The sequence below is a fragment of the Bradyrhizobium sp. PRIMUS42 genome (assembly GCF_023006515.1).
Taxonomy (GTDB): domain Bacteria; phylum Pseudomonadota; class Alphaproteobacteria; order Rhizobiales; family Xanthobacteraceae; genus Bradyrhizobium.
In genome coordinates, this window is record NZ_JALBGZ010000083.1 from 1 (window position 1) to 14,016 (window position 14,016).

A 14,016-nucleotide genomic window follows, 5' to 3' on the forward strand; every position below is an offset into this window, starting at 1 on the left:
GAGCAGGCGGCGCATTCGCGGCAACTCGCGTTCAGCCATGGCGGCGGCGCGGATGCCGCGCCCGTGAAGCAAAAGACCTTCGGCCAGGCCGCGGTTCAGATCGTCGCTGCCGACGTCTCGATGTCGCTCGACAACGTGCTTGCGGTTGCGGGCGCTGCGCGCGAGCATCCCTACATCCTCGCCTTCGGCCTGTTGCTGTCGGTCGCCATGATGGGCGTCGCCGCCGATCTGCTCGGCCGCGTGCTCCAGAAGCAGCGCTGGATCGCCTATGTCGGTCTCGCCATTATCATTTACGTCGCGTTCGAGATGATCTATCGGGGCTCGCTGGAACTCGCTCCCGCCATCGCGAGTCTCTGACGCGACAATTCCTGCCGCAATCCGGAGTGATTCATGACGTCCGAACCCAAAGCACCTTCGGCGAAGGCCGTGCCGCCACGGCTCGGCCTGTTCGCCCAGCTCATCTTTGGCTCGCGCTGGCTGCAGGTGCCGCTCTATGTCGGCCTGATCGTCGCGCAAGCCGTCTATGTGCTGCTGTTTCTGAAAGAGCTCTGGCACCTGGTTGCGCACTCGTTCGACGCCAGCGAGCAGCAGATCATGCTGGTCGTGCTCGGGCTGATCGACGTCGTCATGATCTCGAACCTTCTGATCATGGTGATCGTCGGCGGCTATGAGACCTTCGTTTCGCGACTGAACCTGAGCGGCCATCCCGACGAGCCGGAATGGCTCAGCCACGTCAATGCCAGCGTGCTCAAGATCAAGCTTGCGATGGCGATCATCGGCATTTCCTCGATCTCGCTGCTCAGGACGTTCATCGAGGCCGGCAATCTCGGCACCACGCGCAGCAATTTCACCGAGACCGGGGTGATGTGGCAGGTGCTGATCCACATGACCTTCATCATCTCGGCAATCGGCATCGCCTGGGTCGACCGCCTCAGCGACGGCGGCCACCGCAAGGGGGCCGGCCACGGCTAATGAATCTGGCCGTTTGAGACCTCCCGAGCGGCCAAGCCTGGGGCCCCGCCTGATCCGTTCAGGCGGGCTCTCTTTTCGAGATCGATAAAATTGTCTGCAATCCGCTCAGTGGCGGCAAACCCTGCGGACAAGAACTGCCCGGCGTTAAACCGGGACTTTGGAACCGGCGTGCATCCTCCCTCAAAAGGGTGGGGCATCAAAATGTCTGTTCTCAAGGAGGTCGTCGCTGCGGTCGCGGGAGTCTACGCGCTCCTGTTCGTCTGCGACGCATTGTTCGGCGTCGGCGAGGTACGGTTCGACGACAACTACTACCGCGCCAGCTTCTACGCGCCGCGGCCGAAGGAATTCCGCTTCGCAGACGGGACCTCGCCGGCCGCACGGGTCAGCGATGCGTTTGCGCGGTTCTCGGCGGGCGAGGCCAAGCCGAACAAGCGTTACTCGTCGCTGACGACGATCATCCGTTAATTCAAGCCCCCGGGCCGGCGTTCATCCTGGGTACAAGGCCTTGTGTTGCCCGACGGGCAAAACACGCGACCAGTAGGTCAACGCGCGCGGCGGAAAATATTCCACTTTACCGAAATTCGGAATTGACGTATGTGTCGCCGCAATCCGGCCCAACGAAGAGGGGCGTATCGCGATCGTCACGAAACGCGGGCCGGGCGGCGGTGGACGCAGGTGACATCGGCGCGAAGGGTTTTGCGGGGCGGGCAACCGTGAGCAAGGTCGTCGCGCACACGACCGGTGTGATCGGCGTACGGCAAAATCGTGTGGTCCTGGCGCCCGGGGTCTGTGCGCCAAGCGTTGCGGTGATGTGGACTGCCCAACCGGGCACACGCATCAGCCATCCGCAAGGCGACGGGGGCAATAGTGCAACGCTCCCCGGGGAGAGCGCGACATAAGCCGTCAAACCACTGCGCAGGGAAGGCCGGGATGTCTCCGGTTGCCCTGTTCTCCGCTATGCAGAAGCACACGCAATCTGCTCTTGGCATGGCGGTCCACGGGAGCCAACCGGCTCCCGGCCTTCCCTGCGCCCTCTTTCAATTGAGGGCAAGGCAACGAAGCAAAGCTCGGGCGAAATGAGCCGCGAGGATGCGAAGGTGTGTCTTAGTCCCCCTGAATCCATTCCGCCACGCCGCGCCACAGCGTGTCGCGGTGGTCGGGGCGGAAGAAGCCGAAATGGCCGATCGTCTTGGCGCCGACGTCGGACGGCTTGACGTTGAGCACCTCCGGCTTGATCGCAGTGAACCCGCTCGCGAGCAGCTCGACCGCCGGTCGCGTTGCCCAGGGATCGTCGGAAAAGCACAGCGCCCGCAACTCGCCCTTGAACTTGGCGAAATTATCCAGCGCCGGCAGCTTTGAATCGAAGAGATAGCGGGGATTCGAGACCCACTCGGCCCATTGCAGGAAGACGCCCTTGGGCAGATCCTCGCCGACGCCGGCCCAGCCCGGCGCATAACCGAGCGCGTGGGCCAGCGGCACGCCGACAAAATTCATGAAGGCGAAGACGCGGTATTTTTCCGGCGAGGTCATCAGCCGCCAGGTTGCGGCCTGCGAGGCAACGAACGCGGCGCGTGAGACGTCCGTGTTGTTCGCGATCAGCCCCAGCGCCTGGCCGCCGAAGGAATGGCCGACATAGGCCAGCGGCAGACCGTGATACCGCTCCCGCATCCAGCGCACCGCCGCGGTGACGTCGAGCGCGGCCCAGTCCGACATCGAGGCCTTGAAGCCGACCAGTGATTTCGGCTGGTTGTAGCCGACCATCGCCGGCAGCCGGGAATCGCCGATGCCGCGATAATCGTAGGTCAGGACCGCGCAACCGCGATGGGCGAGATAGGAGGCAAAGCCGCGATAGATCTTGCGCGGGACCGCGGTGGCCGAATTGATCAGCACGGCGTGGCGCTTGGCGCCGCGCGGCAGGAACAGGGTGCCGGTCAGCGCATACCCGTCGGTCGCCGGGAAGCTGATCTCGTCGATGAAAACGTCGTCCAGTGCCGCGTCCATGGGCGCAAGGTTATCCTGCCAGTTTCCTCGCCCGCCCAGCAAATGCGAATTTGGCTTTCCCCGCAAGGGTTTGCAGTGCCAAATGGATTTACAACTGGCGGGGCGGGGCCAGCCTGTGTATAAGGCGGCCCTCGCAACCCACAGATCAGGTTGCACTTTTCGCTTCACGGAGAGATTGCGATGTCCGAGCGGTGGACGCCCGAGTCCTGGCGCAGCAAGCCGGTGCTACAGGTGCCCGACTATCCCGACGCCAAGGCCCTCAACGACGTCGAGGCGCAGCTGGCGACCTTTCCGCCGCTGGTGTTCGCGGGCGAGGCGCGCAATCTGAAGAAGGCTTTGGGCCGCGTTGCGGCGGGCGAAGCCTTCCTGCTCCAGGGCGGCGACTGCGCCGAGAGCTTTGCCGAGCACGGCGCCAACAACATCCGCGATTTCTTCCGCGTGCTGCTGCAGATGGCGGTGGTGCTGACCTATGCCGGCGCGGTGCCGGTGGTGAAGGTCGGCCGCATCGCCGGCCAGTTCGCAAAGCCGCGGTCGTCCTCGACCGAGAAGGTTGATGGCGTCGAGCTGCCGAGCTATCGCGGCGACATCGTCAACGACATCGCCTTCACCAAGGAAGCGCGCGTGCCGGATCCGCAACGCCAGCTGATGGCTTATCGCCAGTCGGCCGCGACGTTGAACCTGCTCCGCGCCTTCGCCACCGGCGGCTACGCCAACCTCGGCAGCGTGCATCAATGGATGCTCGGCTTCCTCAAGGATTCACCGCAGTCCCGCCGCTACAAGGAGCTGGCCGACCGCATCTCGGACGCGCTCAATTTCATGCGCGCCTGTGGCCTCGATCTCGAGGCTCATCCCGAGCTGCGCGCCACCGATTTCTACACCAGCCACGAGGCGCTGCTGCTCGGCTACGAGCAAGCCATGACCCGTGTCGATTCCACCACCGGCGACTGGTACGCGACCTCGGGCCACATGATCTGGATCGGCGACCGCACCCGCCAGCTCGATCACGGCCACATCGAGTATTTCCGCGGCATCAAGAATCCGATCGGGCTGAAGTGCGGCCCGTCGCTCAAGCCGGACGAACTGCTCAAGCTGATCGACGTGCTCAACCCCGACAATGAGCCGGGCCGGCTGACGCTGATCGGCCGCTTCGGCTCGGACAAGGTCGGCGAGCATCTGCCGAACATGGTCCGCGCCGTGAAGCGCGAGGGCCGGGTGGTGGTCTGGTCCTGCGATCCCATGCACGGCAACACCATCACCTCGACGTCGGGCTACAAGACGCGGCCGTTCGACCGCATCCTGTCCGAAGTGAAGTCGTTCTTCGCGATCCATGCCGCCGAAGGCACCCACGCCGGCGGCGTGCATCTGGAGATGACCGGCCAGGACGTCACCGAATGCCTCGGCGGCGCCCGCGCGATCACGGACGAGGACCTCAACGACCGCTACCACACGGTCTGCGATCCCCGTCTCAATGCCGAGCAATCCATCGACATGGCTTTCCTGGTCGCGGAGCTCCTCAAGCAGGAGCGCGCCGGCAAGCCCAAGCCGATGCCGGTCGCAGCGGGGCTCTAAGACCTTGCTGCGGATATGGAAGGCCACGATCAATTCCCGTAACGGTCTGGCCTTTGCGTTTCGGTCGGAGCAGGCCGTCCGCGAGGAGATCTTTGCGCTCCTGCTGTCGGTGCCGCTCGCCTGGTTCGTCGGCGCGACCGCAATGCGGGCGGTCGAGCTGGTCTGTGCCGTCGCCTTCGTGCTGACGGTCGAGCTGCTCAACACCGCGATTGAAAAACTCGCCGACCGCCTGACCATGGACCACGACAAGCAGATCGGCTGGGTCAAGGACATGGGCTCGGCGGCCGTCGGCGTGGCGCTGTTGATGGCCGGCGCGTTCTGGATCATCGCCATTATCGAGCGGCTGGGGTTCCTCTAGCCTGGGTTTCCTCTAGCTTGGGGATCGGAGCGCCATGGCCGAACGTCTCAACGCATTCGCGGTCACGCTCGCCCAGCTCAATCCGACCCTGGGCGACATCGAGGGCAATGCTGCCAGGGCACGCTCGGCGCGCGCGCGAGCTATCGCCGACGGCGCCGACCTCGTGCTGTTTCCGGAATTGTACATCGCCGGCTATCCACCGGAAGACCTCGTGCAGAAGCCGGCTTTCCAGGCTGCCTGCCGCGCCGCGATCGAAGCGCTGGCGCGCGAGACTGCCGATGGCGGCCCGGCGATGCTGGTCGGCACCCCCTGGGTCGAGGATGGCAAGCTCTACAATGCCTGCGCACTGCTCGACGGCGGCCGTATCGCGAGCTTGCGCTTCAAATGCAATCTGCCGAACTACGGCGTGTTCGACGAGAAGCGGCTGTTTTCACGCGGCCCTGCCGCGGGTCCCGTGACCGTGCGCGGCGTGCGCATCGGCGTGCCGATCTGCGAGGACATCTGGCTGGAGGAGTCCGAAGACTACGAGAACGTGGTCGAGACGCTGGCCGAGACCGGCGCCGAGATCATTCTGGTCCCGAACAGCTCTCCTTACGCCCGCGACAAGAACGATGTGCGCTTGTCCGTCGCCGTGGCACGCGTGACCGAGAGTGGGCTTCCGCTGGTCTATCTCAACCAGGTCTGCGGCCAGGACGAGCTGGTATTTGACGGCGCCTCCTTCGCGCTCAACGGCGACCTCTCGCTGGCGGCGCAACTGCCGGCATTTGAAGAGAGCATCGTCACATTGCGTTTTACCCGGAACGGCGACGATTGGCGCTGCGCGGGGCCGATTGCGGAGCAGGTCGAGGGCGACAAGGCCGATTACGCCGCATGCGTGCTGGGCTTGCGCGACTATGTCGCCAAGAACGGCTTTCCCGGCGTGCTGCTCGGCATCTCCGGCGGAATCGATTCCGCACTGTGCGCGGCGATCGCGGTCGATGCGCTCGGCGCCGATCAGGTGCACGGCGTGATGCTGCCTTATCGCTACACAGCAGCACACTCGATCGCGGACGCCGGCGAGCTCGCCGGCCATCTCGGCATCCGTTACGAGGTCTTGCCGATCGCGGAAGCCGTGACCGGCTTTGAAACCATCCTCTCAGGCCTCTTCAAGAATCTGCCGCCTGATATCACCGAGGAAAACCTCCAGGCCCGCACCCGCGGCACGCTGCTGATGGCGATCTCCAACAAGACCGGCCTGATGGTGGTGACGACAGGCAACAAGTCGGAAATGTCGGTCGGCTACGCCACGCTCTATGGCGACATGAATGGCGGCTTCAACCCGATCAAGGATATCTACAAGACGCAGGTTTTTCGGCTGGCGAGCTTGCGCAACGGCTGGAAGCCCGACGGCGCGCTCGGGCCTGCCGGCGAGGTGATCCCGCCCGACATCATCACGCGGCCGCCGAGCGCGGAGCTGCGCGAAAACCAAACCGACCAGGAATCGTTGCCGCCTTACGAGGTGCTCGATGCCATCCTGGAGCGTCTTGTCGAGCGCGAGCAGCCGCTGGATCAAATCATTGCCGCCGGCTTCGATCGCGAGACAGTCACCCGCATCGACCATCTGCTCAACGTCGCCGAATACAAGCGCCGCCAGGCGGCGCCCGGCGTGAAGGTGACACCCCGGAATTTCGGCCGCGACCGCCGCTATCCCATCACCAACCGCTTTCGCGACAAGGGCGAGGGGCTAGCCGCGCCGGACGAGACGCTGGTCTCGCGCGGAAGCGGGGCGTCAATCGACGCGTTCGAGGGGTGAGAGGCGGCTGAGAGCTGGTTGGGCAGGCCGTCGCGCCGCTCATGATGCCGTCATCATCCGCGAAGGCGGATGATCCAGGACTCCGCGGCGGATATCGTGAAAGCCAACTGCCGCCGCGGAGTACTGGATGTCCCGCCGGAGTCGGTCATCGGGCTCGCCGAAGGCGAGACCCGGTGGCGGGCATGACAGTGGAGCGAGGCGCCGGCTCGCGTACAGCTACGTCGGGGCTGCGAAGAACAGCACCCGAAGAAAGTGCGTGTACTCGGATTCGAGCACCATGATGGTCACAAACACAAGCACTGCGATCGGAGGCAGCAGGATGGCATAGGCGAGAGCCAGCCGCTCCCAGGCCATGTGCATGAAGACGGCGACGATCAGGCCTGCCTTCAACATCATGAACAACAGGATCAGTGACCACCTGAGATAGCCTTGCAGGCCAAAGTAGTCGACGAGGTAGGAGCAAGTGCTGAGGACAAACAGCCAGCCCCAGACCACGAGGTAGAGCTTGATCGGGTGTTGTTGCCCCTTAGCGTGCACAGCTCCTGTTGCGACTGCGCCGTGCGCCGCAGCGTGGAGCGGGCCTTCCATGTGTATAGCTGCGTTTGTCATGCCCGACCTCACCAAAGATAGAACAATGCAAAGATGAACACCCACACGAGGTCGACGAAGTGCCAGTACAGCCCGGTGATCTCGACGATCTCATAATAGCCCTTGCGGCTCGTGAAAAAGCCGCGCCTTTCGACATCGAAGTCTCCCCGCCAGACCTTTCGCGCGATCGCGATGAGGAAGATCACACCGATCGTCACATGGGTCCCGTGGAAGCCGGTGATCATGAAAAAGCTTGAACCGAACTGCGCTGCGCCCCACGGATTGCCCCAGGGACGCACGCCCTCCATGATCAGCTTGGTCCATTCGAAGGCCTGCATTCCGACGAAGGTTGCGCCGAATGCCGCTGTGACCAGCATCAGGATTGCGGTTCTGACGCGATCACGGCGGTAGCCGAAATTGACGGCCATCGCCATCGTGCCGCTGCTACTGATCAGGATGAAGGTCATGATGGCGATCAGGATCAGTGGAACGTGCTTGCCGGCGATGGTGAGGGCGAAGACTTCGCTCGGATTGGGCCACGGCACGGTCGTCGACATGCGCGCCGTCATGTAGGAGAGCAGGAAGCAACTGAAGATGAAGGTGTCGCTGAGGAGGAAGATCCACATCATGGCCTTGCCCCAGGACACGTTCTTGAAGGCGCGCTGATCGGACGCCCAGTCGGCGGCGATGCCGCGCCAGCCTTCAAGCCGTGCAGGCGATTGGCCCGAACTTGTCAGTGCAGTCTCTGCCATCTGGTCTCGCCTCCCTAGCTCAGCAATTGGCGACAGATGTTGACGAAATCGTCGGTCCATCCCGTCAGAAGACCGAGCAGGACGAGCCAGACGAGCAGTAGGAAGTGCCAGTAGATGGTGCACAGTTCCACGCCCAAGCGCATGTCGGAGATCTCGGTGCCGCGCCACACCTTGGCCGAGGTTCGCCCGAGGGCTACAAGGCCCCCCGTCAGATGCAGCCCGTGTATCGCGGTCAACAGGTAAAAGAAGGAATTGGCCGGATTGGACGCCACGAAATATCCGGCCGCGTTGAGCTGATGCCAGGCCAGGAGCTGTCCGGCGAGGAAGATCACGGCAGACGCTCCGCCCGCGATCAGGCCGATCATGACACCTTCAGCATCGCGGCGGCGCGCGGCCACGTACGACCATTGCAGCGCGACGCTGCTCAGGACCAGGACGCCCGTGTTGAGCCATAGCAGCCGCGGCACCGGCAGCGCCCGCCAGTCCACCACGTTCATACGCATCGAGTACGCGCTGATGAAGAGGACGAACAAGGCGCTCGCGACGGCGAGAAACACGCCAAGTCCGATCTTCGCCGCCGGCCATGTCATGGCATCGCCGCCGGGGAATTGACCGACCGGGCCTTCCTCCAGCCACGGCTTGGCCGTGAGCCGCTGCTGCGACAGCCACCATCCGGCGATGGCCGCGATCAAAGCCAGGAACAAGATGACGGCGCTCACGAAGCAGCTCCCTCAACGACCTGTGTCGCGCGCGGCGGCTGGTTCTGCGGAATGAAGTCCTCTTCGGCGCCGGGTACGCTGTAGTCATAGGCCCAGCGGTAGACGACCGGGAGCTCCTTGCCCCAGTTGCCGTGCCCGGGGGGCGTCTCCGGCGTCTGCCACTCCAGCGTTGTCGCCCGCCACGGATTGCCGCCTGAGGCCTCGCCCTTGAACAGGCTCCAGACCAGATTGAACAGGAACACCATTTGGCTGAAGCCGACGGTCAAGGCCACCACGGAGATGAAGGCGTTCAGTGAATGGGCCGAAGGCGGGATGAATGCGGCGTCGCCGAGGTCGAAATACCGGCGCGGAACCCCGAGCAGTCCAAGATAGTGCATGGGGAAGAAGATCAGGTAGGCGCCGAGGAAGGTGACCCAGAAGTGAAATTTGCCGAGGGCGTCGTTCAGCATCCGCCCTGTGACCTTGGGGTACCAATGATAGATCGCGCCGAGCACGACCATGATCGGCGCCACGCCCATCACCATGTGGAAATGAGCAACCACGAACATGGTATCCGAGAGGGGCACGTCGACGACGACGTTGCCGAGGAAGAGGCCGGTCAGCCCACCATTTACGAAGGTGATGATGAAGCCGAGGGCGAACAGCATAGGCACCCTGAGATGAATATCGCCGCGCCACAGGGTCAGCACCCAGTTGTAGACCTTGATCGCGGTGGGGATGGCGATGATGAGCGTCGTGGTGGCGAAGAAGTACCCGAACTGCGGGAACATGCCGCTCACATACATGTGGTGCGCCCATACGATGAAGCTGAGCGCGCCGATGGCCACGATCGCCCAGACCATCATGCGGTAACCAAAGATGTTCTTGCGCGCGTGCGTGCTGATCAGATCGGAGACGATGCCGAAGGCGGGCAGGGCGACGATGTAGACTTCGGGGTGGCCAAAGAACCAGAACAGGTGCTGGAACAGCAGCGGGCTGCCGCCACCATATTTCGAGAGCGTGCCCATCTCGACGAGCGAGGGCATGAAGAAGCTGGTTCCCAAGAGACGGTCAAGCAGCAGCATGACCGAGGCAACGAAGAGTGCAGGGAATGCCAGCAACGCCATGACGGTGGCCGTCAAAATGCCCCACACCGTCAGGGGCAAGCGCATCAGGGTCATTCCGCGTGTGCGCGCCTGCAGCACCGTCACCACGTAGTTCAGTCCGCCCATGGTGAATCCGATGATGAACAGGATCAGGGACGACATCATGAGAATGATGCCCCAATCCTGCCCGGGCGTTCCGGAGAGGATCGCCTGCGGCGGGTACAGCGTCCAACCGGCACCGGTGGGGCCGCCGGGCACGAAGAATGTCGAGGCAAGCACCAGGACCGCGAGCAGGTAAACCCAGTAGCTCAGCATGTTCACATAGGGGAAGACCATGTCCCGGGCGCCGACCATGAGGGGGATCAGGTAGTTGCCGAAGCCGCCGAGGAACAACGCGGTGAGCAGGTAGATCACCATGATCATGCCGTGCATGGTGATGAACTGGAGGTACTGGTTGGCATCGATGAAGGAGAAGGTGCCGGGGAATCCCAGTTGCAGTCGCATCAGCCAGGACAGCACCAAGGCCACCAGCCCGATGGCCGAGGCTGTCAGCGAGTACTGAATCGCGATGACCTTGGCGTCCTGCGAGAACACATACCGTGTCCACCAGCTCCTCGGATGATAGAGCTCGACGTCGGGGACTTCGGCAGGCGGAATGCCTGCGATCCTGTCATATGGAATATCGACCATAGAAAACCTCCTTGGTCGTTTCGATCGGGGGCGAGGCGTTGGCCTCAAGCACTCGATCTATCTTCACGGCGGCACTACTTGTCGCCGGATCGATATCTCGCCTTCACGACGGCGCTTCCCGGCGACAACTTTGCAAACGTCTTCTGTTGTTCCAGCCAAGCGTGATATTCGCGCTCTTCGTCGACGATGACCTTGGCCCGCATCTGATAGTGAGCAGCGCCACAAAGCTCCGCACAGAGAACGTCGAACGTTCCGGTCCGGATTGGCGTTATCCAGAAATAGGTCACCATGCCGGGAACCATGTCCATCTTGGCCCGGAATTCGGGCACGTAGAAATCGTGCAGGACATCAACCGAGCGGAGAAGAACCTTGACCGGCTTTCCCACCTGAAGGTGCAGATCGCCGTTCTCGATCACGACGTCGTCCTGCGCATGCGGATCGTCGCGATTGAGTCCCATCGGATTGTCGGAAGCGATGTTGCGGACATCGGATGTACCCAACCGCCCATCCTTGCCCGGGAGGCGGAAGCTCCATTGCCATTGCTGGCCCATGACCTCGGCCTCGGTGGCATCCGCGGGCACGGTCACGAACTGGTGCCAGACCACGAGGCCAGGCGCCAGCATGGCCGCGACGCCGACGCCGGTCCCGACGCTCAGCCACCATTCGAGCCTTTTGTTTTCCGGATTGTAGTCGGCCCGTCTTCCCTCTTTGTGGTGAAAGCGGAGGACGCAATAGGCCATGAACGCGATGACCGCCACGAAAACGAAGCCCGTGATCCAGAACGTGATGTTGATGGTGTGGTCGATATAGGCCCAGTTCGTGGCGATCGGCGTCCACCACCACGGGCTGTAGATGTGAAACAGCACCGAGCCGATCGCGACCAGAAGCAGTATCAATGCGACAGCCATCCTGATCCATCCTTGCCATCGAAGGCTGCGGATACGAATCCAGGGCGGAGCTCACGTCTGTCGCGATGGCTAGCTCTTCTTTGTTGGCATCTATGCCATCGCCGGCCTCTTGCCTCGCCCATTCCCGCGGCCGCGAATTTCAAGGAAACGGTCGCGACCACCAATCTCATCGGAGCTGAGGGCGTCTGTGTTTAAAATGATATCAGCCGACGCCGGCGTCAATAGAGCATATAGGCGTGCTGGCGTGGTGTCGGTGTTGTAGTCGCCCGGCAGGAAGGCCTGCTGCGCGCCCGAGGCGTGGCGACGTCTCAGGTGACGCAACCCGTGAAAATGTGTGCAGATGCACAATTCACCTGAGCTGCAATTCACCTAAGCTTGAGTGCGGCCGGGCTCGATGCGCGCTAAACTCGCCAGGCAGGTCGCGACGGGTCCCGTCCGGCCAGGCTCGTTTCGCTGAACCTGAGTTGCCGTACTCGGCCCATCGCGTTTCTCGCTCGTGAAGCGGACACGCGTAGCTGGAAAGCGCGTGTCGTCGCCATCGCGATTTTCAGCACGGGAGGTGCGTTCATGGCCACTCTGTACTCCCACGGCATGATAAGGCGGCACGTATTCGGCGAAGCGGCCTCTTATCCCATTCGCAAGATCGGTTTGTCCGACCTAACCGGCGCGCTACGCCTGGGTTGGGAGGACTTCCAGGCAATGCCAAGTCACGCGCTCGTCGTGTGCGTGATTTATCCCGTCCTCGGCCTCGTCCTGTTCAGGGCGGTCCTCGGCTATTCGGTGCTGCCGCTATTGTTTCCGCTGGCCGCCGGATTTGCCTTGATCGGTCCCTTTGCCGCGATCGGTCTCTACGAACTCAGCCGCCGCCGCGAGCGCGGCGAGGAGGCCGATGCATGGGACGCGGTCAAGGTGCTGCGCGCACCATCGTTCGGCGCCATGCTCGAGCTCGGCGTGCTCCTGCTCGTCCTGTTCGGGGCCTGGATCGGCGTCGCGAACGCAATCTACGTCACCATCTTCGGTCACGCGCCGGCTGCAAGCATTCCCGACTTCGCAGCGCGCGTGCTGACGACACCGGAAGGTTGGTCGCTCATCATCGTCGGTTGTGGTGTGGGCTTCCTGTTTGCGGTGGTCGCCCTGTGCATCAGCGTCGTGTCGTTTCCGTTGATGCTCGACCGGCATGCGACGGCGATCGATGCGATCCGCACGTCGCTCCGGGCGGTGGCGGCTAATCCGGTTGCGATGGCCGGGTGGGGCCTCATCGTGGCGGCGCTCCTCGTGATCGGCTCGCTACCGCTCTTCGTGGGTCTCGCTGTCGTTCTACCGGTGCTTGGTCATGCCACCTGGCACCTCTATCGGAGGGTGGTCGAGCCGAACCCAAATCCACCGGTCGAACCGCCACCGCCCCCGAAGGGAAGGCGCTACGCAGCGGACTTTCCGGCCAATCTCTTCCCGTGGAGCCGCGAACGGGAGCAGTGACAGCGAAACGGCCGCGCGTGGCGGCCGCATTCATGAGACATGAAAGAAGAACGACCTACTTCTGCTGCTGCGGCAGGAACGTCGGCCCGACCGAGCGGATCGGCTTGTTCTCCGAGCTCGTCGCAGCCGTGCCGGTGTCCGCCGGCGGTGTAGGAGCCGGCGCGGTGGCTGTCGTCGGCGCCGAGGCTGCACCCTTCTTGCCATTGGCGGCAGGCGTGCCCTTGTTGAGCCGCTGCTGCTGCATCTTCTTGGCGCTCTCCTCGGTGACGATGATGTCGCCCTGCTGTTCGGCTGTCGCCTTGTCGTCGGCCGATTTCAGCGCGTCCGCCCAGGTCTGTCCTGCGGCCTTGCAGGAGCAGGACGGGTTGAACTCGCTACGGAATTTGAAAGCAGTCGGCAGCGCCGTGTAGGGCTGGCCGCCGATCGAGACCGCGGAGTTCATGTCTTCGCCGGGATTGCGATGGGTGTAGAGCACGGCTTCCGCGGCCGGGCACAGCGCCTTGCAGGTCTTCTCGTCGTCGGGGAAGCGCGCCGGCACCGTCGCAAACGAGACCGGGAAATAAGCACCGTCGCAGGTGCGCACGCACACGGTACGGTAGGTGCCGGATTGCGGCCCGAGATCGGATGGCGGCACGGCTTGCGGATTGCCCGCGTTGTTGCCACCGAACAGATTGCTCAGGAAGTTGCCCCCGCCTTGCGACTGCGCGGCGTTGGCGTATTGCGGGCCGCAATTGTTCTGCGTCAGCGCCGCAAGCACCGAGCGGCGCTGGTTGTCGCGCTCGGGGCTGAAGCCGCCGCCGCCGCGCAGGCGCTCGAGATTGCCCGTGATCTGGTCCAGATTGGCGCGCATCTGCTGGATCTGGGTGTTGACCGGGCCGCATTGGGCCGACTGGCCGTTGAACAGCGAGAAGAAGCCGGAGGAATCGCAGCCCATGCGCTTGGCCTGCATGGTGACGCGGTCGAGCTCGGCCTGCTGCTTGGCCTGGGAATCCTGGTAACGGCGGATCTGCTCCTCGCGCGCGGGGTCACCACCGCCGCCACGGTCCAGTGCCGCGAGCTGGCCCTCCAGTCGCACGCACATCGGATTGGGTCCGAGCCCGTTCTGG

13 protein-coding genes and 1 pseudogene are annotated in these 14,016 nt (G+C 63.4%); 7 read left to right on the plus strand and 7 right to left on the minus strand.

Annotated features, from left to right (window positions below; translation table 11 throughout):
* From MOV75_RS09965 to MOV75_RS09975, 3 genes and pseudogenes are all read left to right on the plus strand, one after another.
* Positions 1-357, plus strand: a pseudogene (locus tag MOV75_RS09965) (TerC family protein); the annotation flags it as partial.
* A gap of 33 nt (positions 358-390) precedes the next feature.
* Complete coding sequence (locus tag MOV75_RS09970) at positions 391-972, plus strand: TIGR00645 family protein (RefSeq protein ID WP_246921503.1); 582 nt, start codon at positions 391-393, stop codon at positions 970-972.
* A gap of 201 nt (positions 973-1,173) precedes the next feature.
* Entirely contained in the window at positions 1,174-1,437 is a 264-nt protein-coding gene (locus MOV75_RS09975; protein WP_246921506.1) for a hypothetical protein, read from the plus strand.
* Positions 1,438-2,076: 639 nt separating this feature from the next.
* Here the strand turns inward: MOV75_RS09975 and MOV75_RS09980 are convergent.
* Entirely contained in the window at positions 2,077-2,973 is an 897-nt protein-coding gene (locus MOV75_RS09980) for an alpha/beta fold hydrolase (protein WP_246921508.1), read from the minus strand.
* Between the two features lie 180 nt (positions 2,974-3,153).
* Between MOV75_RS09980 and MOV75_RS09985 the strand changes: the two genes are divergently transcribed.
* From MOV75_RS09985 to MOV75_RS09995, 3 genes are read left to right on the plus strand one after another with little or no spacing between them, the layout of a single operon-like run.
* A complete protein-coding gene (locus MOV75_RS09985) occupies positions 3,154-4,542 on the plus strand; it encodes a class II 3-deoxy-7-phosphoheptulonate synthase (RefSeq protein WP_246921511.1) in 1,389 nt (462 codons plus the stop codon).
* Positions 4,543-4,546: 4 nt separating this feature from the next.
* The gene (locus tag MOV75_RS09990) at positions 4,547-4,900 is read left to right on the plus strand and encodes a diacylglycerol kinase (RefSeq protein ID WP_246921514.1); all 354 of its coding nucleotides are present in this window, start codon (positions 4,547-4,549) and stop codon (positions 4,898-4,900) included.
* 34 nt (positions 4,901-4,934) lie between these two features.
* Positions 4,935-6,692, plus strand: coding sequence for an NAD+ synthase (locus tag MOV75_RS09995; RefSeq protein WP_246921517.1), 1,758 nt, complete (start codon positions 4,935-4,937; stop codon positions 6,690-6,692).
* Between the two features lie 216 nt (positions 6,693-6,908).
* On the opposite strand, the gene MOV75_RS10000 is transcribed toward MOV75_RS09995, so the two are convergent.
* The 5 genes from MOV75_RS10000 to MOV75_RS10020 form a co-directional block, all read right to left on the minus strand.
* Positions 6,909-7,301, minus strand: a complete 393-nt coding sequence (locus MOV75_RS10000) for a cytochrome C oxidase subunit IV family protein (RefSeq protein ID WP_246921519.1) — start codon at positions 7,299-7,301, stop codon at positions 6,909-6,911.
* Positions 7,302-7,309: 8 nt separating this feature from the next.
* Positions 7,310-8,032, minus strand: coding sequence for a heme-copper oxidase subunit III family protein (locus MOV75_RS10005; protein WP_246921521.1), 723 nt, complete (start codon positions 8,030-8,032; stop codon positions 7,310-7,312).
* A gap of 14 nt (positions 8,033-8,046) precedes the next feature.
* Positions 8,047-8,751 (minus strand): cytochrome c oxidase subunit 3, encoded by a 705-nt coding sequence (locus MOV75_RS10010; RefSeq protein ID WP_246921523.1) that lies wholly within the window; start codon positions 8,749-8,751, stop codon positions 8,047-8,049.
* Positions 8,748-10,526: a cbb3-type cytochrome c oxidase subunit I gene (locus tag MOV75_RS10015; protein ID WP_247005557.1), complete on the minus strand. Its 1,779-nt coding sequence runs from the start codon at positions 10,524-10,526 to the stop codon at positions 8,748-8,750. The genes MOV75_RS10010 and MOV75_RS10015 overlap by 4 nt, the downstream gene beginning before the upstream one ends.
* Before the next feature lie 74 nt (positions 10,527-10,600).
* Entirely contained in the window at positions 10,601-11,434 is an 834-nt protein-coding gene (locus MOV75_RS10020; protein WP_246921527.1) for a cytochrome c oxidase subunit II, read from the minus strand.
* Between the two features lie 567 nt (positions 11,435-12,001).
* Here MOV75_RS10020 and MOV75_RS10025 point away from each other — a divergent pair.
* A complete protein-coding gene (locus tag MOV75_RS10025) occupies positions 12,002-12,910 on the plus strand; it encodes a DUF2189 domain-containing protein (protein ID WP_246921529.1) in 909 nt (302 codons plus the stop codon).
* A 55-nt stretch (positions 12,911-12,965) separates the two neighbouring features.
* Here MOV75_RS10025 and MOV75_RS10030 read toward each other — a convergent pair.
* On the minus strand, positions 12,966-14,016 hold a 1,051-nt coding region (locus tag MOV75_RS10030), incomplete at its 5' end, for a DUF2865 domain-containing protein (RefSeq protein WP_247005559.1).

Bases quoted from the DNA above. Each gene is read 5' to 3' on its own strand.
- MOV75_RS09970 (WP_246921503.1), top strand. From the start codon at position 391: ATGACGTCCGAACCCAAAGCACCTTCGGCGAAGGCCGTGCCGCCACGG.
- MOV75_RS09975 (WP_246921506.1), top strand. From the start codon at position 1,174: ATGTCTGTTCTCAAGGAGGTCGTCGCTGCGGTCGCGGGAGTCTACGCG.
- MOV75_RS09980 (WP_246921508.1), bottom strand. From the start codon at position 2,973: ATGGACGCGGCACTGGACGACGTTTTCATCGACGAGATCAGCTTCCCG.
- MOV75_RS09985 (WP_246921511.1), top strand. From the start codon at position 3,154: ATGTCCGAGCGGTGGACGCCCGAGTCCTGGCGCAGCAAGCCGGTGCTA.
- MOV75_RS09995 (WP_246921517.1), top strand. From the start codon at position 4,935: ATGGCCGAACGTCTCAACGCATTCGCGGTCACGCTCGCCCAGCTCAAT.
- MOV75_RS10000 (WP_246921519.1), bottom strand. From the start codon at position 7,301: ATGACAAACGCAGCTATACACATGGAAGGCCCGCTCCACGCTGCGGCG.
- MOV75_RS10005 (WP_246921521.1), bottom strand. From the start codon at position 8,032: ATGGCAGAGACTGCACTGACAAGTTCGGGCCAATCGCCTGCACGGCTT.
- MOV75_RS10015 (WP_247005557.1), bottom strand. From the start codon at position 10,526: ATGGTCGATATTCCATATGACAGGATCGCAGGCATTCCGCCTGCCGAA.
- MOV75_RS10020 (WP_246921527.1), bottom strand. From the start codon at position 11,434: ATGGCTGTCGCATTGATACTGCTTCTGGTCGCGATCGGCTCGGTGCTG.
- MOV75_RS10025 (WP_246921529.1), top strand. From the start codon at position 12,002: ATGGCCACTCTGTACTCCCACGGCATGATAAGGCGGCACGTATTCGGC.